This is a genomic window from Arthrobacter sp. UNCCL28 (assembly GCF_900102805.1).
GTDB classification, from domain to species: Bacteria; Actinomycetota; Actinomycetes; order Actinomycetales; family Micrococcaceae; genus Arthrobacter; species Arthrobacter nicotinovorans_A.
On the sequence record NZ_FMWE01000002.1, the window covers coordinates 241,687 to 264,164 of the forward strand.

The 22,478-nt window shown below is 63.9% G+C and carries 24 protein-coding genes; 4 read left to right on the forward strand and 20 right to left on the reverse strand.

The window, feature by feature from the left end; translation table 11 throughout:
- Position 1: 1 nt before the first annotated feature.
- Both recA and BLQ01_RS05765 read right to left on the reverse strand, forming a co-directional pair.
- Positions 2-1,042 (reverse strand): recombinase RecA, encoded by a 1,041-nt coding sequence (gene recA / locus BLQ01_RS05760; protein ID WP_026541571.1) that lies wholly within the window; start codon positions 1,040-1,042, stop codon positions 2-4.
- Positions 1,043-1,310: 268 nt separating this feature from the next.
- A complete protein-coding gene (locus tag BLQ01_RS05765) occupies positions 1,311-1,508 on the reverse strand; it encodes a DUF3046 domain-containing protein (protein WP_035760968.1) in 198 nt (65 codons plus the stop codon).
- 68 nt (positions 1,509-1,576) lie between these two features.
- Between BLQ01_RS05765 and BLQ01_RS05770 the strand changes: the two genes are divergently transcribed.
- Positions 1,577-2,128, forward strand: a complete 552-nt coding sequence (locus BLQ01_RS05770) for a MarR family winged helix-turn-helix transcriptional regulator (RefSeq protein ID WP_223945076.1) — start codon at positions 1,577-1,579, stop codon at positions 2,126-2,128.
- Between the two features lie 115 nt (positions 2,129-2,243).
- Here BLQ01_RS05770 and BLQ01_RS05775 read toward each other — a convergent pair whose 3' ends face one another.
- The 8 genes from BLQ01_RS05775 to BLQ01_RS05810 form a co-directional block, all read right to left on the reverse strand.
- On the reverse strand, positions 2,244-2,678 hold the full coding sequence (locus BLQ01_RS05775; protein ID WP_014921288.1) for a helix-turn-helix domain-containing protein: 435 nt from the start codon (positions 2,676-2,678) through the stop codon (positions 2,244-2,246).
- A 138-nt stretch (positions 2,679-2,816) separates the two neighbouring features.
- A complete protein-coding gene (locus BLQ01_RS05780) occupies positions 2,817-3,329 on the reverse strand; it encodes a CinA family protein (protein WP_091550569.1) in 513 nt (170 codons plus the stop codon).
- A complete protein-coding gene (gene pgsA, locus BLQ01_RS05785; protein WP_026541567.1) occupies positions 3,326-3,928 on the reverse strand; it encodes a CDP-diacylglycerol--glycerol-3-phosphate 3-phosphatidyltransferase in 603 nt (200 codons plus the stop codon). Before pgsA ends, BLQ01_RS05780 begins: the two co-directional genes overlap by 4 nt.
- 40 nt (positions 3,929-3,968) lie before the next feature.
- Positions 3,969-6,833, reverse strand: coding sequence for an FtsK/SpoIIIE family DNA translocase (locus BLQ01_RS05790; protein ID WP_091550570.1), 2,865 nt, complete (start codon positions 6,831-6,833; stop codon positions 3,969-3,971).
- Between the two features lie 75 nt (positions 6,834-6,908).
- Positions 6,909-8,600 carry a ribonuclease J gene (locus tag BLQ01_RS05795; RefSeq protein WP_026541565.1) on the reverse strand — a complete coding sequence of 564 codons (1,692 nt, stop codon included), beginning with the start codon at positions 8,598-8,600 and terminating at the stop codon, positions 6,909-6,911.
- A gap of 27 nt (positions 8,601-8,627) precedes the next feature.
- Positions 8,628-9,539: a 4-hydroxy-tetrahydrodipicolinate synthase gene (dapA, locus tag BLQ01_RS05800; protein ID WP_026547329.1), complete on the reverse strand. Its 912-nt coding sequence runs from the start codon at positions 9,537-9,539 to the stop codon at positions 8,628-8,630.
- A gap of 147 nt (positions 9,540-9,686) precedes the next feature.
- Positions 9,687-10,022, reverse strand: coding sequence for a hypothetical protein (locus tag BLQ01_RS05805; RefSeq protein WP_091550572.1), 336 nt, complete (start codon positions 10,020-10,022; stop codon positions 9,687-9,689).
- Positions 10,023-10,107: 85 nt separating this feature from the next.
- Positions 10,108-11,097 carry a GDSL-type esterase/lipase family protein gene (locus tag BLQ01_RS05810; RefSeq protein WP_091550573.1) on the reverse strand — a complete coding sequence of 330 codons (990 nt, stop codon included), beginning with the start codon at positions 11,095-11,097 and terminating at the stop codon, positions 10,108-10,110.
- 55 nt (positions 11,098-11,152) lie between these two features.
- On the opposite strand from BLQ01_RS05810, the gene BLQ01_RS05815 reads away from it, so the two are divergent.
- Positions 11,153-12,388, forward strand: coding sequence for a heparan-alpha-glucosaminide N-acetyltransferase domain-containing protein (locus BLQ01_RS05815; RefSeq protein ID WP_091550575.1), 1,236 nt, complete (start codon positions 11,153-11,155; stop codon positions 12,386-12,388).
- On the opposite strand, the gene BLQ01_RS05820 is transcribed toward BLQ01_RS05815, so the two are convergent.
- Genes BLQ01_RS05820 through BLQ01_RS05860 form a run of 9 tightly spaced genes read right to left on the reverse strand, consistent with a single transcriptional unit; the run spans position 12,364 to position 20,425 of the window.
- The gene (locus BLQ01_RS05820; protein WP_026547326.1) at positions 12,364-12,852 is read right to left on the reverse strand and encodes a hypothetical protein; all 489 of its coding nucleotides are present in this window, start codon (positions 12,850-12,852) and stop codon (positions 12,364-12,366) included. The two genes, BLQ01_RS05815 and BLQ01_RS05820, sit on opposite strands and share 25 nt — an antisense overlap.
- 4 nt (positions 12,853-12,856) lie before the next feature.
- The gene (gene dapB / locus BLQ01_RS05825; protein WP_026547325.1) at positions 12,857-13,615 is read right to left on the reverse strand and encodes a 4-hydroxy-tetrahydrodipicolinate reductase; all 759 of its coding nucleotides are present in this window, start codon (positions 13,613-13,615) and stop codon (positions 12,857-12,859) included.
- Between the two features lie 51 nt (positions 13,616-13,666).
- A complete protein-coding gene (locus BLQ01_RS05830; RefSeq protein ID WP_026541559.1) occupies positions 13,667-14,122 on the reverse strand; it encodes a molybdenum cofactor biosynthesis protein MoaE in 456 nt (151 codons plus the stop codon).
- Positions 14,112-14,609, reverse strand: coding sequence for a MogA/MoaB family molybdenum cofactor biosynthesis protein (locus BLQ01_RS05835; RefSeq protein ID WP_091550577.1), 498 nt, complete (start codon positions 14,607-14,609; stop codon positions 14,112-14,114). Before BLQ01_RS05835 ends, BLQ01_RS05830 begins: the two co-directional genes overlap by 11 nt.
- Positions 14,606-15,145: a cyclic pyranopterin monophosphate synthase MoaC gene (gene moaC / locus BLQ01_RS05840; protein ID WP_091550578.1), complete on the reverse strand. Its 540-nt coding sequence runs from the start codon at positions 15,143-15,145 to the stop codon at positions 14,606-14,608. Before moaC ends, BLQ01_RS05835 begins: the two co-directional genes overlap by 4 nt.
- Positions 15,133-16,359 (reverse strand): molybdopterin molybdotransferase MoeA, encoded by a 1,227-nt coding sequence (gene glp, locus BLQ01_RS05845; RefSeq protein WP_091550580.1) that lies wholly within the window; start codon positions 16,357-16,359, stop codon positions 15,133-15,135. The genes moaC and glp overlap by 13 nt, the downstream gene beginning before the upstream one ends.
- Positions 16,360-16,417: 58 nt before the next feature.
- Positions 16,418-18,154, reverse strand: coding sequence for a molybdopterin-dependent oxidoreductase (locus tag BLQ01_RS05850; protein WP_254779248.1), 1,737 nt, complete (start codon positions 18,152-18,154; stop codon positions 16,418-16,420).
- Positions 18,151-19,650, reverse strand: a complete 1,500-nt coding sequence (locus BLQ01_RS05855; RefSeq protein ID WP_254779250.1) for a sensor histidine kinase — start codon at positions 19,648-19,650, stop codon at positions 18,151-18,153. Before BLQ01_RS05855 ends, BLQ01_RS05850 begins: the two co-directional genes overlap by 4 nt.
- Positions 19,637-20,425 carry a response regulator transcription factor gene (locus tag BLQ01_RS05860; RefSeq protein ID WP_254779252.1) on the reverse strand — a complete coding sequence of 263 codons (789 nt, stop codon included), beginning with the start codon at positions 20,423-20,425 and terminating at the stop codon, positions 19,637-19,639. The genes BLQ01_RS05855 and BLQ01_RS05860 overlap by 14 nt, the downstream gene beginning before the upstream one ends.
- Positions 20,426-20,559: 134 nt before the next feature.
- On the opposite strand from BLQ01_RS05860, the gene moaA reads away from it, so the two are divergent.
- Both moaA and BLQ01_RS05870 read left to right on the forward strand, forming a co-directional pair.
- Entirely contained in the window at positions 20,560-21,699 is a 1,140-nt protein-coding gene (moaA, locus tag BLQ01_RS05865; protein ID WP_026547320.1) for a GTP 3',8-cyclase MoaA, read from the forward strand.
- Positions 21,700-21,703: 4 nt separating this feature from the next.
- Complete coding sequence (locus BLQ01_RS05870) at positions 21,704-21,970, forward strand: MoaD/ThiS family protein (protein ID WP_026541553.1); 267 nt, start codon at positions 21,704-21,706, stop codon at positions 21,968-21,970.
- Between the two features lie 3 nt (positions 21,971-21,973).
- Here the strand turns inward: BLQ01_RS05870 and BLQ01_RS05875 are convergent, their stop codons facing one another.
- The gene (locus BLQ01_RS05875) at positions 21,974-22,435 is read right to left on the reverse strand and encodes a DUF1579 family protein (protein ID WP_091550582.1); all 462 of its coding nucleotides are present in this window, start codon (positions 22,433-22,435) and stop codon (positions 21,974-21,976) included.
- Between the last annotated feature and the right edge of the window lie 43 nt (positions 22,436-22,478).

Below are 22,478 nucleotides of genomic sequence, written 5' to 3' on the forward strand. Positions count from 1 at the left end.
TCTAACCGTCAACGGCCTTCAGCTTTGGGGAGTCTTCTTCCGGCTTGACGCCCACGCCAAGCTTTTCCTTGATCAGGCGCTCCAGCTCCTGGGCGAGCTCCGGGTTGTCCCGCAGGAAGCGACGCGAGTTCTCCATGCCCTGGCCAAGCTGGTCGCCATCATAGGTAAACCACGAGCCGGACTTCTTGATGATTCCGTGCTCGACTCCCATGTCAATGATGCCGCCCTCACGGGAAATGCCCTGGCCGTAGATGATGTCGAACTCAGCGATCTTGAACGGCGGCGCCATCTTGTTCTTGACGATCTTTGCCTTGGTCCGGTTGCCGACGGAATCCGCACCCTCCTTCAGGGTCTGGATACGGCGAACGTCGATGCGCACGGATGCATAGAACTTCAGGGCTTTACCACCGGTGGTGGTTTCCGGGGAGCCGAAGAAGACGCCGATCTTTTCGCGAAGCTGGTTGATGAAGATGGCGGTGGTCTTGGTCTGGCTGAGCCGACCGGTGATCTTTCGCAGTGCCTGGCTCATCAGTCGTGCCTGGAGACCCACGTGGGAGTCACCCATCTCGCCTTCGATTTCCGCACGGGGCACCAGGGCTGCCACGGAGTCAATGACGATGATGTCCAGCGAGCCGGAGCCCACCAGCATGTCCATGATCTCCAAGGCCTGCTCACCGGTATCCGGCTGCGAGACCAGCAGCGCGTCCGTGTCAACACCGAGCTTGGCCGCATAATCGGGGTCCAGGGCGTGTTCGGCGTCAATGAAGGCCGCGATGCCGCCGGCACGCTGCGCATTGGCAACTGCGTGCAGGGCAACAGTGGTCTTACCCGAGGATTCAGGACCGTAGATTTCAACGACGCGGCCGCGGGGCAGGCCGCCAATGCCAAGGGCGACATCCAAGGCGATGGAGCCGGTGGGAATGATCTCGATCGGAGCGCGGGTGTCATCACCCAGGCGCATGATGGAGCCTTTGCCGAACTGCTTGTCGATCTGGGCAAGCGCTGCTTCGAGCGCCTTTTCACGATCCGGGGTTGCCGCCATGGTTCACACCTCTGATGCTTTCTCGCTGTGGAGTGGCCCGAAAGGCCGCTTTCCTGTCATGTCAGACGCTATTACGGAGCACTGACATTTTTATGAGCCGAATCCGGCTATGTGGACAACCGGGCAATCCGGAAGCTCGGAAACACGGCCTTCGGGACCAATTTTCCTCTCAAAGGAGCATATCCCCATCCGAACAGATATTCGAACAACGGTCCGGCGTGTCACCGCGTCCCGCAGCCGGATCGGCGATCCCCCGGCCCGTAAGACGTCAGCTGGAGGCAGGCTTGATGTCCCGCCCAAGCCGGCGTTCCGGGGGAACATCCTGGACTTCGCATACGGCCAACCACACCTCACGGGGGTGGTATCCGGAGGCCAACGCCTCAACTGCAGTCCTGCCACCCACACCTGCAAGTACCAAGGAACCGGCCAGGACCCGGGAATAACCGGGCCCGAATTCGTCGTCCATCAATCGCCAAAAGTCACTTGCCCTCACGGATAGAGTCTCTCACGGAGCCGGACTCTAGAATGGTTGCCATGAGCAATCCTCTCCAGAGCACGCCCGGTCAGGCCGTGTCAGGCGACGCCGTGGACGACGCCCTCCAGCAGGTGGAACACCAGCTGAGCCTGCTCTGGCGCCGCGCCCGGTCCATCTCCCACCAGCTCTCACGCCAGGTCCACCCGGACATGGAACCGGCCGCCTACGGGCTGCTGACCGTCATCCGGAGGGAAGGACCCATCAGGCTGACGGACCTGGCGACGTGCATTGGCGTTGGAAAGCCATCGGTGAGCCGCCAGATCGCCTTCCTCGAAAGCGTCGGGCTGGTCTACAAGGAAGCGGATCCCCAGGATGGGAGGGCACAATCCATCCGGCTGACCGAGAAGGGCGAGGACAAGATGCACCAGGTCCAGGATGCGCGCCGCCAAGTGTTCAGGGAACGCCTGGGCGAATGGCCGCTGGAGGATGTCCAGACACTTGCGGACTACATGGGCCGCCTCAACGCCATCTACGGCGACGGCGTGCTCAAGGACGTCACCTTGCGGGAAGCGGACAGCGCCCCGGAACCCACCGGACCTGCTGACGCCTGATCCGCATTTGTGCCGGTACCGGTAGAGAGCACCCACCGGCAAAGCCGCTTCCGGAAACAAAAAGAAGGTCCCCAGCCGTTGGCTGGAGACCTTCTCGTCAATTCTGGTGGAACGGTTACCGGGCTCCGGAGAGCATTCCCTGCGGGAAGTCGTCCGTGAGGTCAAGATCGCGGCCGTAGCGCTGGGAGAACTCCTGCGGAACGGTGTCCGGTACGGCAACTCCCTCAGCAACAGCCACACGGTCGCTGACTTCGCGGAGCATGTGGGACAACGGAACATCCAGGGCTGTGCAGATAGAGGACAGGAGCTCGGAAGAAGCCTCCTTCTGGCCGCGTTCAACTTCACTCAAGTAACCAAGTGAGACGCGTGCGCTGTGCGAAACCTCGCGGAGGGTACGGCCCTGACGCTGGCGGACATCGCGCAGTACATCACCGATCTCGTGGCGTAGTACAACCATTTTGCGCTCCTTCTGTTCGCTCTGTGCCTGATCAGCCAAGCCCACATCCTTCCAGCGGACAACGCCGTTCACGGATACGGGCTGCTTTACCATCTGTATCGCCTTGCTCCCTCGTTCTTCCGGTTTCGCTGGTGGGCGGACCGGGTTGGTTTTTACATCCTAGGCGCCCCGGCTCTTCCGAAGCGACACAATGACACAACTATTGGCAATCAGTTTTTGTTCCCGGCTACTTTACGAACGGTAACCAACCGCTTCCACCGCAGCAAGCAGACGCGCCAGGGCCGCCTCGCACGCTTGCCTGCGGACGGACTGGCGGTCCCCTGTGAAGCTGAATTCGAAGGCTTCCGTTCCGGCGTCCGTAGCGATTCCAACGAACACTGTCCCCACGGCTTTACCGTCATGGGGATCCGGTCCGGCAACACCGGTGGTGGAAACGCCAATCGTGGCATCGCAGGCCCGGCGGGCACCCTCGGCCATCGCTTCTGCGACACTCCCGTCAACAGAGCCGACGGCGGCGAGGAGTTCCTGCGGGACGTCCAGCACGCGGGCCTTGACGGAGTTTTGATACGCCACGACGCCACCTTGCAACATCCCTGAGGCACCCGGAGTATTGGCCAGGGCCGCGGCCACCATGCCGGCAGTCAGCGACTCGGCCGTGGCCACAGTTTGCTTCGCGGCGATCGCCGCGGCGACCACGGCCGTCGAGATCTCTGCTGCGCCGGGGACAGCATTGCCGGAGGTCATGCCCGGCGGCCCGCGGCGCGCAGCTTGAGGGCCTGGATGACATATTCGACGCCGGTCCACAACGTGATGGCAAGCGCCAGCATCATGACCCAGAAGGCGACGTCACCCAGCCAAGGGGCAATCGCCTTCAGCGGGAGGATGTAAAGGAATATCGCAACGGTTTGGACCACTGTCTTCAGTTTTCCACCGCGGGAAGCCGGCATGACACCGTAGCGGATCACGACGAAGCGCAGGGCGGTGATCCCCCACTCACGGACCAGGATCAGGATGGTGACCCACCACGGCAGCTCGCCCAGGATGGACAGGAGAACCAAGGCTGAGCCGATCAGCAATTTATCGGCAATGGGATCGGCGATCTTGCCGAAGTTGGTGATCAGGCCACGCGCCCTGGCGATGTCGCCGTCGAGCTTGTCCGTGTAGATTGCGACACCGAAGGCCACCACTGCTGCCCAGCGCCAAAGTCCGTACTCGCCGTTGTCGGCCAGCAGGAACCAGACGAAAAACGGTACGAGGACGATGCGGAGCATCGTGAGGATGTTGGGCAGGTTCCAGACATCGGAGCTGCTGGAAGTCGCGTTATCACCCTCGGCTGTAGTCACCCCTCTAGGCTACCGTCTTTGGGGCTGCCGCTTTTTGCCCTTAGCGCCCGGTGAGCGACCAGGCGTCTTCGCCGCCCTCGTCCTCGTCATTGGGACCGTCAGCGCCGTCATAATACTCAATGGCCTGTGTCCGATTGTCCAGGTCCGCCTGCACCAGGTCCTCCGCATAGCCGCCGACGGCGATGTTCGAGTTCGCGTTCTCGCTCAAGGCAGCCGTGTGGGCGTCGGGAGCAGCAGGCGACTCCTGGCCCTTCATCGCAGCCAGGACAGCCGCGAGATCATCGGGCTTGACCAGGACGTCACGTGCTTTGGAACCCTCGGAGGGGCCAACTACGCCGCGGGATTCGAGAAGGTCCATCAGGCGCCCGGCCTTGGCGAAGCCCACCCGCAGTTTTCGCTGCAGCATCGATGTCGAGCCGAACTGCGTAGTGACCACCAGTTCGGTGGCCTGCAGCAGGACTTCGAGGTCGTCTCCAATGTCGTCGTCGATCTGCTTCTTGGGGGCTTCAGCGGCAACGTCGTCGCGGTACACAGCCTGGAGCTGTCCCTTGACGTGCTCCACCACCTTGTGGATTTCGGATTCGGTCACCCAGGCACCCTGGACACGCATGGCCTTGGAGGCACCCATCGGCAGGAAGAGCGCATCACCTTGGCCAATGAGTTTCTCGGCGCCAGGCTGGTCCAGCACAACGCGGGAGTCCGTCACCGAAGAGGTCGCGAAGGCCATGCGGGAAGGGACGTTCGCCTTGATCAGGCCCGTCACCACGTCCACGGAGGGTCGCTGGGTGGCCAGGACCAGGTGGATACCGGCAGCGCGGGCGAGCTGGGTGATGCGGACAATCGAGTCTTCGACGTCGCGCGGGGCCACCATCATCAGGTCTGCGAGCTCGTCCACGATCACCAGCAAATACGGATAGGGCTTGATGACGCGCTTGGAGTCCACCGGCGGCACAACTTTGCCCGCACGGACTGCCTTGTTGAAATCATCAATGTGCTTGAACCCGTAGTTGGCGAGGTCGTCGTAGCGTGCGTCCATCTCCCGGACCACCCACTGCAAAGCTTCCGCGGCCTTTTTGGGGTTGGTGATGATGGGCGTGATCAGGTGCGGGACGCCCTCATAAGCGGTGAGCTCCACACGCTTGGGGTCCACCATGACCATGCGCACTTCATCCGGGGTGGCGCGCATGAGGATGGAGGTGATCATGGAGTTCACGAAGCTCGACTTACCGGCACCCGTAGCACCGGCCACCAACAGGTGGGGCATCTTGGCAAGGTTCGCCACCACGTAGCCGCCCTCAACGTCCTTGCCGACACCCATGACCATGGGGTGGTCGGTCCGGCGGGCGTTCTGGCTCCGGAGCACATCGCCCAGCGAAACCGTTTCGCGGTCAGTGTTGGGAATCTCGATACCAATGGCGGATTTACCCGGAATGGGGCTCAGTATGCGGACATCACTGGAAGCCACCGCGTAGGAAATGTTCTTGGACAGCGCCGTAACACGCTCCACCTTGGTACCGGGCGACAACTCGATCTCGTAGCGGGTCACGGTGGGGCCACGGCTGAAGCCCGTCACTGCAGCGTCCACATTGAACTGCGTCAAGGTGTCCGTCAGGGCGGCCACGACCGCGTCATTGGCCTCCGTGCGCTCCTTGGGAATGGAGCCCGGTGTCAGGTAATCCGACGCCGGCAGGGTGTAGGTGACATCCCCGGCCAGGGACAGCTGTTCCGTGCGTTGGGGAATCGGAGTTTGCGGGAGGGGTGCCCCCGCAGGCTTCGCGGGGACCTGCGCCACAGTGGGGGCGGGCACGGTCATGTCGGGGGTGATCACCGGAATGGCTTCGGTGGGGTTGTCGATTCCCGGCACGCCCCCCAGGCCCTGGGCCGCCTTGATCTTCCCGACGGCGATCTCGGCCTGGGTTGGGCGACGCACCCCCGGCGGGACCCGGGGTTCGGGCGCTGCGGGAGTTTCGTCGTCGTCGACTATTGCGTGTTCAAACGCTTCATCCCCGACGTAACCCTCAAGGCCGGCGCCGGGTTCTTCGTCCTTGCCGAAGAGGCGCATGCGCTTTTTCTTTGGCTTGGCAGGCGCGTCGTTTTCGTAAAGATAGCTGCGATCGTGGGCGTCCTTGCCAGAGTTGTCCATAAGGTCAACGCCCATAAGGTGCTCATAAGCGCCCCGGATGCGGGCGGGAATGGCTCCGAAGGGGGTTGCGGTGACGATCAGGAAGGAAACAAAGGCCAGGAGGCTGTAGAGAATGACCGGCACTGCAGCGTGGATGGCGGCCAAAGGCGCAGCGGCCAGGAATCCCAGCATGCCACCTGCGCGGCGCAGGCCATCGAATCCGTCAGCAACCGTGGGCAGGCCACCAATGACGTGGGCCAGGCCCGAACCGGCAAGGGTCATGACCATGAAGCCAATACCCACGCGGTTGTTGCCCCGGCCGTCCTGGGGCTTCCGGAACAACCTGAACGCACAGACAAAAAGCATGAAGGGCAGGAGCAGGGTCATCCAGCCGAATGTGCCGTTGACCACGCTGTAGACAACGTCCGGAAGCCAGCCCGTCAGCCCCCACCAGGCGAACGTGGCAATCGCGATGCCCAACACCAGGTTGAACAAAGCTGCGCCGTCTCGGCGGTCCGCGGGGTCCAGGTCGCTGACATCGTAGCCGATGCGCCGGACGCCGGCACCGACCACATGGCCGATCCCCTGCCAAAAACCGGAAAGCAAGCGCAAGGGCAGCGGAGCCTGGGGCTCGACGGCGGCTGCTTGCTTGGTGCGGGCAGTGCTTCCCCGACCATTCCTGGGCGCGGCTGCAGTGCTTTTGGATGCAGCTGCGCCCCGGCCTGTGCCGCCGGATTTACTGCTGGAGCTGCCTCGTGGCGTGGAGGTAGTACGGGTCGCCATAAGTGCCACGGTACCCCAAGGGGGCCTGAAATCCGCGGATTTCAGGCCCCCTTGGGTATGCATGTTGCCCGCAGGCTATGCCTCGAGGACCACCGGGATGATCATGGGGCGCCGGCGGAGCTTGCGGTTGACCCAGGTGCCAATGATCCTGCGCACCACCTGCTGCAACTGGTGATTGGTGTGGTCGGCGTGATTAAGCACGGCGTCCTCCAATGCGGCGTTGATCTTGGGAATGATCTCGTCAAAGACGGAATCGTCCTCGGCGACGCCCCGCGCATGGATTTCCGGCCCTGAGACGATCTTGCCGGTAGTGCGGTTGATGACCGTGATGATGGAAATGAAGCCTTCATCTCCGAGGATGCGGCGGTCTTTGAGGTCCGCGTCGGTGATTTCACCCACGCTGGATCCATCCACGTAAACGAATCCGACCTCCACCTGGCCAACGATGTTGGCTTTGTGGTCCTTGAGGTCAATCACCGTTCCGTTGTCGCTGAGGATAATGCCCTCGGACGGAACCCCGGACTCCAACGCGATGTTGCCGTTGGCGATGAGGTGTCGGGTTTCCCCGTGCACCGGCATGGCGTTCAGCGGCTCCAGGATGTTGTAGCAGTACAGCAACTCCCCTGCCGCTGCGTGCCCGGAGACGTGGACCTTGGCCGTGCCTTTGTGGATCACATCGGCACCGAGCTTGAGGAGTCCGTTGATGATGCGGAACACGGCGTTCTCGTTGCCGGGAATCAGGCTTGAGGCCAGGATGACGGTGTCGCCGGGTCCAACCACTACGCGGTGGTCGCCGTTGGCCATCCGTGACAGCGCAGCCATGGGCTCGCCCTGTGAACCGGTGGACATGAGGACCACGCGGTCATCGGGCATGTTGTCGATGTTCTTGATGTCCACCAGGATGTTATCCGGCACATCGAGGTACCCCAGTTTGGCGGCGATGGCCATGTTGCGGACCATGGAACGGCCGACGAAAGCGACCTTCCTGCCATGCTTTTCCGCAGCATCAAGGACCTGCTGGACCCTGTGGACGTGGGAAGAGAAGGAGGCAACGATCAGGCGCTTCTTGGCCTGTCCGAACAAGCGGTCCAGGGTAGGGCCGATTTCCTTCTCGGCCGTAGTGAACCCGGGGACGTCCGCGTTGGTGGAGTCGGCCATGAAAAGGTCCACGCCCTCCTCGCCCAACCGTGCGAAGTGGCGGAGGTCGGTGATGCGGCCGTCCAGGGGCAACTGGTCCATCTTGAAGTCGCCGGTGTGCAGGACGTTGCCGCCCTCGGTCCGGATGAAAACAGCCAAGGCGTCCGGGATGGAGTGGTTGACGGCAACGAACTCGCACTCAAACGGGCCGAACTGCTCCACCTGGCCCTCGGTGACGGTAAGGGTGTACGGCTTGATCCGGTGTTCCTGAAGCTTTGCTTCCACCAAGGCAAGGGTGAGCTGGGACCCGATCAGCGGAATGTCGGCCTTGAGGCGCAGCAGATAGGGAACAGCGCCGATGTGGTCCTCGTGGCCGTGGGTCAGCACGACGCCTACGACGTCCTGCAGCCGGTCCTCAATGTAGGAGAAATCGGGCAGGATCAGGTCCACTCCGGGCTGCGTCTCTTCGGGGAAGAGCACGCCACAGTCAACGACCAGCAGCTTGCCGTCGATTTCGAAGACGGCCATGTTGCGGCCGATCTCTCCCAGGCCACCGAGCGGAACAATCCGCAGCGTACCTTTCGGCAGTTTCGGCGGAGTAACCAGTCCGGGAAGGGCGGTTTGGGTCATATTGTGCTACTTTCCGGCGGTACCGGCCTAGACGTTGAAGTCCATTCCGGCTTCCGCCAAATCCCCGCGGATGATTTCGATCTCGGCCGCGTCCGGCTCCACGAGGGGCAAACGGACAACCGAGTTGGGCAGGACTCCCTGCCACTTGAGAATCTGCTTGGCGGCTACTGCGCCTTGGACCCGCGTCATGGTTGCGCGAATGACGGGTTCCAGTTCAAAGTTGATGGCCCTCGCAGTGGCGAGGTCGCTGGCGTTCACGGCGTCGATCAGTTCACGGAAGCGACGCGTGGCCACGTGGGTGGTGACGCCCACCAGGCCGACGGCGCCGAGCGCCATCCACTGGAGGGTCAATCCGTCATCACCGGAATAGAAGACCAGGTCGGTCTCAGCCATGACCCGGGTGGCAGCGGCAAAATCTGCCTTGGCGTCCTTGACCGCCACGATGTTCCGGTGCTTGGCCAGGCCGATCATGGTCTCAGGAGCAATCGCAATGGAGGAGCGGCCCGGGATGTCGTAGAGCATGACGGGCAGATCCGTTGAGGATGCAATCGTCTCGAAGTGCGCCCGGACACCTGCCTGGCTGGGCTTGTTGTAGTAGGGCGTGACGATCAGGAGTCCGTCAACGCCGACTTCAGCGGCACGCTGGGAGAGGTGGACCGAGTGCGCGGTGTCGTTGGTGCCGGTTCCGGCGATGATGGCGGCTTTGCCACCGACGGCTTCTTTGACCGCCCGGAACATGCCCACGTTTTCGTCATCCGTGAGCGTTGAGGTCTCTCCTGTCGTGCCGGTGACAACGAGGCCATCGCAACCATCCTGGACCAGCTTCTCTGCGAGCGCGGCGGCTTGATCGTAGTCCACCTTGCCGTCCTCGGTGAACGGGGTGACCATGGCGGTCAGGAGGGTACCAAGGGCGGGAGTGTGGGCGCGCAAGTCAGACATAGGAAAAACGTTACCCTGTCACGGGCTCGTTACAAGAATGGGTCCCGCGTGATGGTCCTCATGCACCGGCCGCGGTTCTGGCGTCATGGGCGGCGACACCGTCCCCTCGTGGCCGCTCCCCCGCCGCCGGGCAGCAAAACTTCGCGGCTATGCCGGCCCACTTGTCCGCGCAGGTTGCTCAGCGCAATACTGCGCCACGGCCCGCTCCTTGAGGTGTTCGGCCCAGGTCACCAGCCGCTGGGAAGCGCGAACGTACTCGAACAGTTCCAGCGGCGTCAGGGAATCCAGGTCCGCCTCGGATAGCCGCCGGGCAAGTTCAGCCCCTGGCGGCTGCTCGGCCAACACTGTTCCTTCGCGGCGCCACTGGGTGTCTTCGGGGGGTTCGCCGGCCACGAGTTGCCTGAACAGGAAGTCGACGACACCGGGGCTCATCGCTTTCATGGGCCCGGCGAGACCTTCGGGTGGCGTGGGAACATCGTTCATCCTGCCATGCTATTCGAACATATATTCGAAGACAAGAGCCGGGTCCGTTCCGGCCACGCCGGCCGCAGACCTTCCAGATGCCCGGTCAGCCGTGCGCGTTGGCGACAGCCGCCAGCTGTGGGCCCAGCCTGTCAGCCATGAGCCGGTAGCCGGCATTGTTGGGATGCAAGGTATCGGGCATCAGCACCGCAGCCTCCGCCGGGGTGAACACCCCTTCGCCATCCAGCAAGTGAGTGCGCGTATCCCCCCGCTCGCGGACTAACCGCACCACATCTGCCACGGCCTTCCTGTAGTCCGCGAGCGTCCACCCAACGGCATTGGGCGCCTCCTCGCGGGGAAGGGAAAGGACCGGAGAGATGACCGCGATAGCCACCTCCGGGTGTGCCCGCCGGATAGCGCTGAGGAAGCCCAATACCTGGCTCGCGAAGGTCCGGCCAGAGAACGCGGCCACGTTGTAGGTGTTGATTCCCAGGCATAAGGAGATGAAGTCTGCCGGCAGCTGGCAAATGGTGCTCTCCGCCGCCGGGTCCAGTTGGCATTCACCGCCGAAACCCAAGGACTGTAATTGCCAGCCGTATTGCCTGGCCACCACAGCAGGCCACGACTCTGATGGACCATCGGCCTGCCTGCATTGGGTGATGGAGCTGCCGTAGGTGATCCATCGTTTGCCGGATCCCCCGGCAACGTGAACGTCTTCGCCGTTCAGCGACACCTCCAGCACCCTGAGGAAACCATACTGTGGCAGCCAAAGCTGAACAGTTGATTGCTGCGGCATGGAGCCAAGATCGAGGTCATGACTGACACGGCCGGCGCCCGACACGCGATGCCGGAGGACGCCGTTCACCAGGACGTCGAAAGGCGATCCGTCCTCGGGGCCTTCGGCTTCGATGACCAGGTGCCCGGACGTTGCTGTCCAGGTTGCGTGGATCCCGGCGCACATCCTGGCGCGCTCCTCAAGGCCGTCCGTGGCCGGCGGCATGAACAGGTCGCCGTCAAGGCGCCGGAACTGCTGCCAGCCGTCGGAATCGATCATGATGGTGAATGCTCCAGCCCACTGGGCGTTGACGGATTCCATGGCATGGGACTCTACCGCCGGAACGGCTCACAGTTGGCTATGAGACCATCGCAGCATGACTTCCCAAGAGACTGCCCCTCCGCGGAAAGCGCGCGACGGCGGCCAGGTCTCCTCCCGGCTCACAGGGATCGACGCCGCCAGGGGTGCAGCGTTGCTGGGCATGATGTCCACGCACCTCCTGCCGACGTTCGGACCCGCCCCATCGTGGGACCCCACGTTCGTGGGGTTGGTGTTTTCGGGGCGGTCATCTGCCTTGTTCGCGGTCCTCGCCGGAATCGGACTGGCGTTGAGTACCGGCAAGCAGGAGCCACGCCAAGCGGGCGAACTCCGCGCGGCCAGGGGTGGGGTCGCCATGCGGGCGCTGGTGATCGCCGTCGTCGGGCTTGCCCTGGGTGGGCTGGATGTCAACATCGCAGTGATCCTGGTGCACTACGCCGTACTTTTCCTCTGCATCCTTCCGTTCCTTGGGCTGAGGTTGAAGGCACTGTCTTTCTGGGCGTTGGGATGGGTCCTTTTATCCCCAGTGGTGGCCTACTTGCTCCGGCCCCTGCTGCTGGAGACCACTCCGCCCTTGCAACTGGGCCACAATCCCGGCACGGAGGACCTGGGGACGCCCGGCCAACTCCTTGCCGATATCTTCTTCACTGGCTACTACCCGGTTTTCCAGTGGATTTCCTACCTGCTGATAGGCCTGGTCATCGGACGCCTGGCGCTGACCAGGACCAAAGTGCAATTGTTGCTGCTGGCCGGCGGAGTGGCAGTAGCCGCTGCGGCCAAAGTGGTCGGATTCCTGGCGATGGAAGCCTGGGGCGGCCGCGCCGCCCTGGAGAAGCTCCCCGGCACCCGCGGTTACCCCTTGGACAGCATGCTGCAGGTAAACCTGACGGGGCTGGATCAAACGGGTTCATGGTGGTGGCTGGCCACGGCATCCCCCCATGCCGGTACCACGCTGGACCTTTTGCACACCAGCGGAACAGCGGCCGCGGTGGTGGCTTTCTTCCTGCTGCTGGCTGCCGCCGCGGAAAACCTCAAGGTCAATATCCTCATGGTGCTCAGTGGACCGGGAGCCATGACGCTGAGCCTCTATTCCGCCCATGTATGGGTGGTTTCCGGGTTCACCAACAAGCCGTTGCCCGCCGGGTGGACGGAAGAGGGCATGTACTGGACCCAGGCGCTTTGCGCAGTGGTGATCGGTGCGTGTTTCGCCTTGCTCCGGCGTCGTGGGCCTTTGGAATGGGTGGCCCACCAGGCGTCAAGGCTCGGCAGCTACCGGCCCGCAGCGGTGGGCTGAGACCGGAACAGCTTCACGGCGTCGCGCATTGATGCCCGGGCGCGCTTACGGTCCCCCGAGGCGTCATAGGCGCAACTCAACCGGAACCAGGAACGCCAGTCTTCCGGCGCGGCTTCGGCCTCGGCACGGTACTTTTCAAATTCGGCATCCGCGGCGGCCCGGACAATCCGACCTCCCGGTGTGCGCGGCAACGTGTCCTCGGGCAAGCCGCCTTCGGCTTCCAGGACCTTGGCCATTTGTTCGGTTCGCGCACCAAAGAGCAGTTCGCGGATGAGGGCCCACGCCCCGACGATCGGCAGCACAAGGTAGGCCGCTCCTATGCCCTTCGCTATCAGGTTGGGGTCACCGAGCAGGAGGAACGAGCGCTGCACGGAGACCACCAGGTACAGGACCAGCAGGAGGGTGATGGCGCCAACCCAGATTTTGGTGCGGTTCTTCTTCAACGAAGTCCAGAAATTTCCCATGAACCTAAAGTCCCAGCTCCAAATAACCATCAAGGCCAACAGTGAGGCCGGGGTTCGCTGCAACTTTGCGCAGCCCCAGCAGGACACCGGGCATGAATGAAGCCCGGTCAAAGGAGTCGTGACGCAACGTCAGTTGCTCACCAGGGCCGCCAAACAGGACTTCCTGGTGGGCTACCAAACCCCGGAGCCTGACGCTGTGGACACGGACGCCCTCCACATCACAGCCCCTGGCCCCGTCCAAGGACGTCTCGGTGGCGTCCGGGCTTGCCGGCACCCCGGCTTCCCGACGGGCCTCCGAGATCAGCTGCGCTGTGCGAACGGCCGTGCCGGAGGGAGCATCCACCTTGTTCGGGTGGTGCAGTTCGATGATTTCAACGGACTCGAAATACTGGGACGCCTTGGCGGCAAACGCAGAAGCCAGCACGGAGCCCAGGGCAAAGTTGGGGGCGATCAGGACGCCGGTGCCCGGCTTCTGTTCCAATAATGCGCGAAGGGAGTCCAGCTTGTCCGCGTTCCAGCCGGTAGTGCCCACAACGGCGTGCATCCCGTGCTCGACGGCGAACCGGACGTTGGCCTCGGTAGTATCCGGAACGGTGAGGTCAACAACATACTGCGCACCGGCGTCGAGCAGGGTTTCCAGGGAATCGCCGCGGCCCAGGGCGGCTACGAGCTTCATGTCATCAGCTGCTTCCACAGCTTTAACGGCTTCACTTCCCATGCGCCCGTTGGCGCCCAGCACTGCAACAGCAAGTTGTTCGGTCATGCCGTTAACCCTACCGCCGGGCCGGGGCCCGGCAGGAACCGTGACCCGGGGCTACTCTCCCGCGCCAACCCACTCAACGGTGCCATCGGAAAAGAACTGTTCCTTCCAGATGGGCACCTGTGCCTTGACCCTGTCCACCAGCTCGGCACAGACGGCAAACGCCTGCCCCCGGTGCGCCGCTGCGACGGCACACACCAGTGCCGGGTCGCCTATCTGGAGCATTCCGATGCGGTGTGCCGCCCAGATCCGAACCGGTTGATCGGCTTCGCCTGAGTGTTCGGCCACCAGCTGTGCCACGACGTCGGACATGACCTGGTGCGCAGTGGGATGGGCGCTGTAACTGAGCCGGTCCACCGCCTTGCCGGAATCGTGGTTCCGCACCACACCACTGAAGCTGACTACCGCACCGGCGGTGTCCGATTCAACAGCCGCGATGGCTTGGTCAACTGAGATTGGTTCGGCGCTGAGGACAGCGCTGACTACTTCGAAGTCTGTTTCAGTGCCCATGGCTGCCTTCCAGTTGTTCGCATAAGTGCCCAAGGACCGGGTCCAGGACGGCAAGCCCATCCATAACCCCTTTCGGGGATCCCGGCAGGTTGATGATGAACGTCTTCCCCGCGGCTCCCGCGTGGCCACGGCTCAGCATGGCCATGGGGGTTTTCGCAGCACCCGCGCGCCGGATTCCTTCCATGATGCCCGGTATTTCCCGGTCCAGGAGCGGAAGCGTCATTTCCGGTGTCATGTCATCCGGGCTGAGTCCTGTTCCGCCGCTGGTGATGACGACGGCGGGGTCCTGGGTCAGGAGCGCCCTCAGGGCAGCGCCCACGGGTTCTCCGTCCGGAACCACCATGGTGGGAAAGGTTTGGAACCCATGTTCATTGAGCCAGTCCAGGATAATGGGCCCGGTCTCGTCCGCGTAGATTCCGGCTGCGGCGCGGGTGGAGGCGATCACGACGCCGGCCTTCCGGACACTGTTCGGTTCACAAGCGCTCATTCGCCGGCCTCCTGGAGAGGTTCCCCGGAAACGTCCCAGTCGCCGCTCTTGCCACCGCTTTTGGCGAGCACGCGGATGTCGGTCAGCACTGCGTGCTTATCCACGGCTTTGATCATGTCGTAGACACTCAGGGCCGCCACCGACGCCGCTGTCAGGGCCTCCATTTCGACGCCGGTGACGCCCTTGGTCTTGACGGTAGCCAGAATGTTCACTGCGTCAGCACCGAGGTCGAAATCCACCGTTACCTTGGAAATCGGCAACGGGTGGCACAACGGGATCAGCTCCGGAGTCTTCTTCGCCGCCATGATTCCTGCCACCCGGGCCACGGCGAGCGCGTCACCTTTGGGCAACTCGCCGGCACCAAGGAGCGCCATCACTTGCCCGCTGGTGCGGACCGTTGCCGTTGCGGTGGCCTGGCGGGTGGTAACTGCCTTCGCCGACACATCAACCATTTGTGCGGTGCCGTCCTGCCGGAGGTGCGTCAGCCCGCCGTCGTGCTCTGTTCTTGTCCCGGGAGTTTCATTCACAGCATCCATACTTCCACTTCGGCTCCTGCGTTGAGTTCCGTGACGGCGGCGGGTATGTGGATCAACGCATTGGCGCGGGCCAAGGCATGCACCAGATGGGACCCGGCCCCACCTTCCATGTGGACCGTGCCATCGCCGGCCACCGATCCGCGCCGGACCTGGTGCTTGCCTTCGGGCGAGGTCAGCGGCGCAGCCAGGCGCGCCGCCTGGACGGTCCTGGGGGCCGGCGTCCCCATGACCTCCGACAATGCCGGCCGGAGGAACATTTCGAAAGAGACGAGGCAGCTGACCGGATTCCCGGGAAAACCAAGGAAGGGAACGCCGTTGAAGGTTCCCAGGCCCTGCGGCCCGCCCGGCTGCATGGCAACGGGGACGAAATCAACAGGCTGGCCCACCATGGCCTGTCGCACCACCTCGTAGGCTCCTTTGCTCACTCCCCCGGTAGTGACAATGATGTCCACAGCAGTCTCCGCCTCGCCGGTGTGATGTTGAAGGACCGACAGAAGGCTGGAGGGATGGTCATCTGAAATACCGGAACGGACAACCTCCAGGCCGGCTTGGCGCATGGAGGCCTCCAGCAGCGTGCCGTTGGAGTCGAAGATCTTCCCGGCAGTCAGCGCCTCCCCCGGTTCCACCACCTCATCCCCGGTGGTCACCAGGAGGACCCGCAGAGGTTCGGGAACCTCGACCGTTGCCAGGCCCAGGGCCGCCAACAGGCCAAGCTGGGCCGGTCCCAGCAGGGTGCCGGCAGCCAAGGCAAGTGCGCCGTGTTCGATGTCGCTGCCACTGTTCCGCACATAGGTACCGGGCGACACGGCGGGAAGCTCCACGACGGCATCCGTGTCGCTTGGCTCGGGAAAGGACGCGGGGCTGGCCTTTTCGACAGGCACGACGGCGTCTGCCCCGTCAGGAATCATTGCTCCGGTCATGATGGGGGCGGCAAAGCCGGGCTTCAGGGCCGCCGGCGCCGCACCGGCCGGGACAGGAGCCGCTACGCGGAGTTCCGCGCCCTGTCCGGGAATGTCCTGCGAGCGAACGGCAAAGCCGTCCATCTGGGAGTTGTCGAACGGCGGAAGGGACAGGGGCGCGAAGAGGTCCGCGGCGAGCGGCTTTCCCAGGGCTTCGAGCAATGGCACCCGGCAGGTGCCCTTGGCGGCGGCGACGCCTGCCAGCAATTCCACCACTGCCTGGCGATGGTTTGCGACTGATCTGGGCACGGACAACCTCCTGTAGTGACATCCCTGCTACCGGGAATTCTCCGGACCTACCCAGACTAGGGCCTCATCCCACCTTGACGTTGATGGTGTGGTAGCCCGTGGCGCCGTCGGGAGCCACGGGGGCTTTGTCCTCGGTCTGCGGTTGGCCCGTGGAGTCGGTGGCCCGCACTTGTACCTCGTAGTCGCCGGGAGAGAGTTCAACGCCCAGTTGCCACTGGTACCAGGTGTCGGTTGAAATCCCGCCGGCCAGTGTGGCCTGCTTCCAGGGCCCACGGTTGAGCCGAAGCTCCACCCGGCTGACTCCCCGGTGCTGGGCCCAGGCCACGCCTCCAAACTGCACCGTTCCTGCTTGGACAGTCCTTCCGCTGCGGGGAACATCGATGCGGGACTGCGTTTTGATGGGACCCCGATCACTCCAGCCGCGGGGAGTCCAGTAGGCGGTATCGTCGGCGAAGCGTGTGACTTTCAGTTCGGTCAGCCACTTGGTGGCCGAAACGAATCCGTAGAGTCCGGGGACGATCATGCGCACAGGGAAGCCGTGTTCCAAGGGAAGCGGCTCGCCGTTCATGCCCACGGCGAGCATTGCATCACGGTTGTCCGTCAACGCCTCCAAAGGGGTGCTCGCTGTCCAGCCGTCGTTGCTGGTGCTCAGCACCATGTCCGCGCCCGCCTTGGGCCGGGCCATGGCGAGAAGCTCCCTGACCGGCCAGCCCAACCAGAGTGCGTTGCCGATCAGGTCTCCACCTACGTTGTTGGACACGCAGGCGATGGTGATGTGACGCTCCGTCATGGGTTTGGAGAGAAGCGTGGCGAAATCAAGTTCGACCTCGTTTTCCACCATCCCGGTGACCTTGAGCTTCCAGGCAGGCGGGTCGATGGCAGGGACGGTCAGTGCAGTGTCAATCCTGTAGAAATCGGCGTTGGGGGTCACCAGCGGGCTGATACCGTCCACCGACAGCGAGGCGCCGGCGGGTATTGCCTGGGCCGGCGTTGTGGGCTCCGGCAGGGTCATGGACTCCCGGAAACCTGACGCCACGGTGGTTGCGCGGGTGAGGACGGCGGTAACGGTTCCGGCCACGGCGGCCGCAAGGGAGGTTCCGGCGAGGGCATTAAGGAAGCTGCGCCGCGCCAGCGGCGCGGGATCGTCACCCTGGCGCGCCGGTGCAGCACCGGGAGGGATCCAGGTGGCGAGCCGGCGGACGAGTGCCCGCAACAGCAGCATGGTAACGATCGCCGCGACGATAGGGGCCAGGGCCGCTTGCGGGCCCGCCTGGGCACGGGTAACGACGGCGGTCAGGCCGGCCGCCCCGGCAACCCCGGCCATCGCCAAACCCCAGCCAGTACGGCGGCGTTCCAGGACACCTGCCAGTGCTGCCAGGAGCCCTGCGACGATTCCAATCGAGGCGATCAATACGATTTTGTCCGCTGTGCCGAACAACTGTACAGCGAGGTCCTTGACCCCCGGAGGGACGGCGTCGATCACTGCACCGCCCAAGGCAGTGACCGGAGAAACCAAGGGACTCAGCAGGCCAGCTGTCAGCTCGCCCGCAGCGATCCCGGCGCCGCCGGCCGCGATGCCGGACGCCGCAGCCCACAGGCGTGGATTGGGCCGGGCCCGCGGCGACTTCTGTGCTTGGGGTCCGGACGGGACTGCGGTGTCCCGGGTCCCTGCGGTGTCCCGGGTCGCTGCGCGTCCCTGTGTGCCTGTGGTTTCCGGCGTGCCCGAGGTCTCAGGGGTCGCCGCGCGTCCCTGCCCGTCCTCCCACTGGCCTGGCTTGTCGATACTGCTGGGCGTGGTCATGCGTCGCCTCCTGGGCGTTGCTCTGTTGAAGTCCCGGTCGAAACCGGGAGGGAAGATGGCGGAACCTCCCGCGCCGGAAGGAATGCGGCCGGACCCTGGTCAGCTTGAAGCCGGTCAGCTTGAGATGGAACAGCTTGAAGCGGCACAGCTTGAGATGGAACAGCTTGAAGCGCGTCTTGAAGCGCGTCAGCCTGAGGTGCAACAGCCGGATTCGAACCCGAGGCGGGAGGGGCTGCTGTGAGCGGCCCCTCCGCGAGCGGGCCTGCGGGAAGGGGGCCTGCGGGAAGGGGGCCTGCGGGAAGGGACAGCGCAAACCGGCAACCGCCGTCGACGTTCTCTACGGTGACCGATCCCCCGTGCGCCTTGACGATGCCGGCCACCATGCTCAGTCCGATGCCCGCGCCACTGTAGCTGCCTTGCAGCCCCTCAGCAGCTCCACGGGCGGGATCTTTCTGCCAACCCGTCTCGAACAGGTGGGGCAGGTCCTCGGCAGGAATGCCCCCGCACTGATCCTGTACCGCAACCACTGCCCGCCAGTCGTTCTCCGTGCCTTCCCGGGCCGTGCTGTCCTCTCCGACGATGTCACTTCCAACGCTGCCCCTTCCGACGCTGACGTGGACTTCGGTGCCCGGGCGGCTGTAGGTGATGGCGTTGAGCAGGATGTTCCGAACGGCCCTGGCCAGGCTTGGTCCGTCGGCGACTGCCATGCACTCCCGGTCCCCGCCGCCGTCGAGCGTGATGCCGCGTTGGGCGGCCAAGGGCGCAAGATCGGAGAGTGCATCACTGACGAGGTCGTAAAGGTCCAGGGGTTCTGCACGAAGGCGCAGGGTGCCGGCCTGGATCTTGGACAACTCGAGGAGGTCGTTGACCATGGCGGTCATCTGCTCGGTCTGGCCGATGATTTTCCGGTAATAGCCAGGGACATCTGACGCCATGCCGTCTTCCAGTGCCTCCGTCATGGCACGCATGCTGGCCAGCGGGGTCCGGAGGTCATGCGAAATCCACGACACAAGCTCCCGCCGGGCAGTCTCAATGGCGGCTTCGCGTTCGCGTGACTCGGCGAGGCGCCGGCTGCTGGCTTCGAGCTCCTGGGCAAGTTCGGCAAGTTCGGACGTCATGGCCGGAGCGCTTCCCCGCCCCTCTCCTGCATGGTCAAGGGTTTCTCCACGGCCCAGCCGCCGCGCAGCATCCACCAACCGGGCCGCATTCCGGGACACGCCGGCGCCCAACATCAGGGACAGTGCTACAGCTACGGCTGAGGCCATGGCAAGGATGTACCACATGACTTCCAGGTCCCTCGCGGAGATGAACATGGCATTGAAAGCGCTGACCATGCCGGCTACCAGGACTGCCACTGTAGCCACCACCACCAGGCAGATCTGCGCCAGGACAGATGCCCGCCGCAGCAGGCGCAGGCTGAGCAAGGTGGCTGCGCCGATGAGGACGGCCCAGAACAGCACCCACGCCAGGATGGTCCAGAGCTCACTGCCCTCCATGGCCCTCCTCCCCTGTATCGGTAGGGCCGGCAAGTATGTCGGAGCTGCCCGCAACCTGGCCGGCGCCGGAATCGAAACGGTAACCCACGCCCCAGACGGTCTTGAGCAGTTCCGGTTTGGTGGGGTTGGCTTCAATCTTTTCCCGAAGACGGCGCACGTGCACGGTAACGGTCGAGAGGTCGCCGAAGTCCCAGCCCCACACGGCTTTGATGAGTTCCTCCCGGCTGAAAACCTGGTTGGGACGCCGCATCAGGAAAGCCAGGAGATCAAATTCACGGACTGTCAACGCCAGCAGAACTCCATGGTGCGTGACCGTCCGGGAGGCGGGATCCAGTTCGAGCCCAGCACCTTCCACCGGCGGTTCCGGCGTGAACTCCTTGATGCTTCGCCGGAGCACCGATTTCACCCTCAGGACCAGTTCCCGTGGCGAGAAGGGCTTGGTGACATAGTCATCGGCCCCCATCTCCAAGCCCAGGATCCTGTCATCTTCGGTCCCCAAAGCCGTGACCATGATGACCGGTACGCTCATGGTTCGGCGGAGCCGCCGGCACACTTCAACGCCGTCCAGTCCAGGCAACATCCGGTCCAGGATCACGAGGTCGGGCTGGCGCTCGGCTGCCAGTTCCAGTGCGGTGAACCCATCACCGGCCATATCCACTTGGAAGCCCGCTTGAAGCAGGTAATCGCGGACCACATCGGCGATGGTCTGTTCGTCTTCGACCAGGAGGATGCGGCGATTCCCTGGTTCCGTTGATGATGCCGTAGGTGTGGTCACGCTTTCAGCATAGGTTTGCCGGCCGCGCACAGCACCCGATCCGGGGTTCCGCGGCGCAAGTGTATGGAATCCGTAAGAACTGTATGACTGTAATCGGTGTCACTGAACCCGCCACGGTGGCGTAGCCTGAATTTATGAGTGTTCAGCTGGGAATGCCGGTGCCCCCTCCGGCAGGCGCCGCCGGCAGCAAGGAAAGTGGCGTCCCCGTACCGCCGCCGCGGCCAGCGGGAACGCCTGCGGGCCTGTGGGACCGATATGGCCGGCGGGCTACCGATATGCGCCTGTCCCTGACGGACAAATGCAACCTGCGCTGCACCTACTGCATGCCGGCCGAGGGACTGGAATGGCTCTCCAAACAGGCCGTGATGACCAGGGACGAGATCGTCAGGATCGTCCGCATCGGTGTTGACTCTCTGGGCGTTCGCGAACTCCGGCTCACCGGCGGCGAGCCCTTGGTCCGCGCTGACTTGGTGGACATTATTTCCGGAATCCGCACCGATCATCCGGACCTTCCCATCTCCATGACCACCAACGGCGTTGGGCTGGACAAAAAAGCGGCGGCGCTGAAGGCTGCAGGCCTGACCAGGATCAACGTCTCGCTCGACTCCTTGCACGAGGAAACCTTTACCCAACTCACGCGCCGGCCCTTCCTGGATCGCGTCCTGGCCGGTGTCGACGCCGCTTGGGCAGCCGGCTTGGGGCCGGTCAAGTTGAACGCAGTGCTGATGCGCGGAATCAACGACGCCGAATCACCGGACCTGCTGGCCTGGGCGTTGGACCGCGGCTATGAGCTCCGTTTCATTGAACAAATGCCCTTGGACGCCGATCACGGATGGACGCGTCGCAATATGATCACGGCCGCGGAAATCCGCGAACTGGTTTCCCGCGACTTCGTGCTGGGCCGGGACCCCCGGGAACGGGACGGCGCACCCGCCGAGCGATTCGAAGTACGACGCCGGGACACGGCGTCGGGTGAAGCCACCGGTCCGGTACTTGGTACAGTCGGCATCATCGCCTCAGTCACCGAACCTTTCTGCGCCGACTGCCGCCGCACCCGCATCACCGCCGAGGGCAAGATCATGAGCTGCCTCTTCTCCCGCGAGGAATTCGACCTCCTGGCATTGCTCCGTGGCGGGGCCACGGATCAGCAACTGGCGGAACGTTGGCAGGACGCGATGTGGGTCAAGCCCAAAGCCCACGGCATGGACCACACTGGTCTCGGCGCAGCGGACTTTGTCCAGCCGGACCGCAGCATGAGCGCAATCGGAGGCTGAATCCTTGCTTGTCCGTTACTTCGCTGCCGCACGCGCGGCCGCAGGGGTCGAAGAAGAAGTGCACCTCCTCCCGGAAGGCACCAGCCTGGAAGCGCTCCTGGAAGCCGCCCTCGCCGTCGAACGTCCGCTGCCCCCGGAAGGGACTCCCCCGCTGGAGCGCATCGTGGCCCGGAGCAGTTTCCTCCGCAATGAGGTGGCGGTGCGGGACCGTTCAGCACCACTGGGAGCCCAGGATGTCATCGACGTCCTGCCGCCCTTCGCGGGCGGTTAAGGCTCAAGCTTTCCTGAAGACGCTCTTGAGCAACGGGCTGAAATCAGCTGTTCCTTCAAGCCTGAGATCGGCCGTGTGCACCAGAACCCCGTCCTCAACCCGGAAAGTGTGCCTGGCCACGCCGTCGGCAGTCCTCCGGTCCAGGGTCAGGATCCCTTCGTGCCAGGCCCCCCGGACGGGGCTGGCGGGCGATCTCCCCAGGCTGTCCACGTAGTACCAGAGGGTATCCCCGTGGTCCAGGTCAACGGTGAACATGCCATGCCCTTCAAAATGCGTGCCGTCCGGTTCCCGGTGCCGGTAGCTCTGGACGACTGCATACCCGCCGGCGGCCTTGGTGAAAACCACCTCTGCTTCCACGGTCCGGGCACTCCGCCACGGCGAGGCTGCAACTTCGGTGATGCCGCGCCAGTGACCGAGGAAGTCATGCAGCAACTCCGCAGCTTGGCCGCTTGGGGGCTGGTTCATCGCCTCTCCTACGTAGTCAGGGCAGCATCATCACTATGTGATC

What these genes read in the sequence shown, in the direction of transcription:
- BLQ01_RS05875 (WP_091550582.1), bottom strand. Translation starts at nt 22,435, where the DNA reads ATGAACCAGCCCCCAAGCGGCCAAGCTGCGGAGTTGCTGCATGACTTC.
- BLQ01_RS05830 (WP_026541559.1), bottom strand. Translation starts at nt 14,122, where the DNA reads ATGGGCACTGAAACAGACTTCGAAGTAGTCAGCGCTGTCCTCAGCGCC.
- BLQ01_RS05805 (WP_091550572.1), bottom strand. Translation starts at nt 10,022, where the DNA reads ATGAACGATGTTCCCACGCCACCCGAAGGTCTCGCCGGGCCCATGAAA.
- BLQ01_RS05790 (WP_091550570.1), bottom strand. Translation starts at nt 6,833, where the DNA reads ATGGCGACCCGTACTACCTCCACGCCACGAGGCAGCTCCAGCAGTAAA.
- dapB (WP_026547325.1), bottom strand. Translation starts at nt 13,615, where the DNA reads ATGACCGAACAACTTGCTGTTGCAGTGCTGGGCGCCAACGGGCGCATG.
- BLQ01_RS05810 (WP_091550573.1), bottom strand. Translation starts at nt 11,097, where the DNA reads ATGGAATCCGTCAACGCCCAGTGGGCTGGAGCATTCACCATCATGATC.
- BLQ01_RS05820 (WP_026547326.1), bottom strand. Translation starts at nt 12,852, where the DNA reads ATGGGAAATTTCTGGACTTCGTTGAAGAAGAACCGCACCAAAATCTGG.
- BLQ01_RS05765 (WP_035760968.1), bottom strand. Translation starts at nt 1,508, where the DNA reads ATGGACGACGAATTCGGGCCCGGTTATTCCCGGGTCCTGGCCGGTTCC.
- BLQ01_RS05775 (WP_014921288.1), bottom strand. Translation starts at nt 2,678, where the DNA reads ATGGTAAAGCAGCCCGTATCCGTGAACGGCGTTGTCCGCTGGAAGGAT.
- BLQ01_RS05780 (WP_091550569.1), bottom strand. Translation starts at nt 3,329, where the DNA reads ATGACCTCCGGCAATGCTGTCCCCGGCGCAGCAGAGATCTCGACGGCC.
- BLQ01_RS05815 (WP_091550575.1), top strand. Translation starts at nt 11,153, where the DNA reads ATGACTTCCCAAGAGACTGCCCCTCCGCGGAAAGCGCGCGACGGCGGC.
- moaC (WP_091550578.1), bottom strand. Translation starts at nt 15,145, where the DNA reads ATGGATGCTGTGAATGAAACTCCCGGGACAAGAACAGAGCACGACGGC.
- recA (WP_026541571.1), bottom strand. Translation starts at nt 1,042, where the DNA reads ATGGCGGCAACCCCGGATCGTGAAAAGGCGCTCGAAGCAGCGCTTGCC.
- BLQ01_RS05850 (WP_254779248.1), bottom strand. Translation starts at nt 18,154, where the DNA reads ATGACCACGCCCAGCAGTATCGACAAGCCAGGCCAGTGGGAGGACGGG.
- BLQ01_RS05770 (WP_223945076.1), top strand. Translation starts at nt 1,577, where the DNA reads ATGAGCAATCCTCTCCAGAGCACGCCCGGTCAGGCCGTGTCAGGCGAC.
- BLQ01_RS05835 (WP_091550577.1), bottom strand. Translation starts at nt 14,609, where the DNA reads ATGAGCGCTTGTGAACCGAACAGTGTCCGGAAGGCCGGCGTCGTGATC.
- moaA (WP_026547320.1), top strand. Translation starts at nt 20,560, where the DNA reads ATGAGTGTTCAGCTGGGAATGCCGGTGCCCCCTCCGGCAGGCGCCGCC.
- dapA (WP_026547329.1), bottom strand. Translation starts at nt 9,539, where the DNA reads ATGTCTGACTTGCGCGCCCACACTCCCGCCCTTGGTACCCTCCTGACC.
- BLQ01_RS05855 (WP_254779250.1), bottom strand. Translation starts at nt 19,650, where the DNA reads ATGGAGGGCAGTGAGCTCTGGACCATCCTGGCGTGGGTGCTGTTCTGG.
- BLQ01_RS05795 (WP_026541565.1), bottom strand. Translation starts at nt 8,600, where the DNA reads ATGACCCAAACCGCCCTTCCCGGACTGGTTACTCCGCCGAAACTGCCG.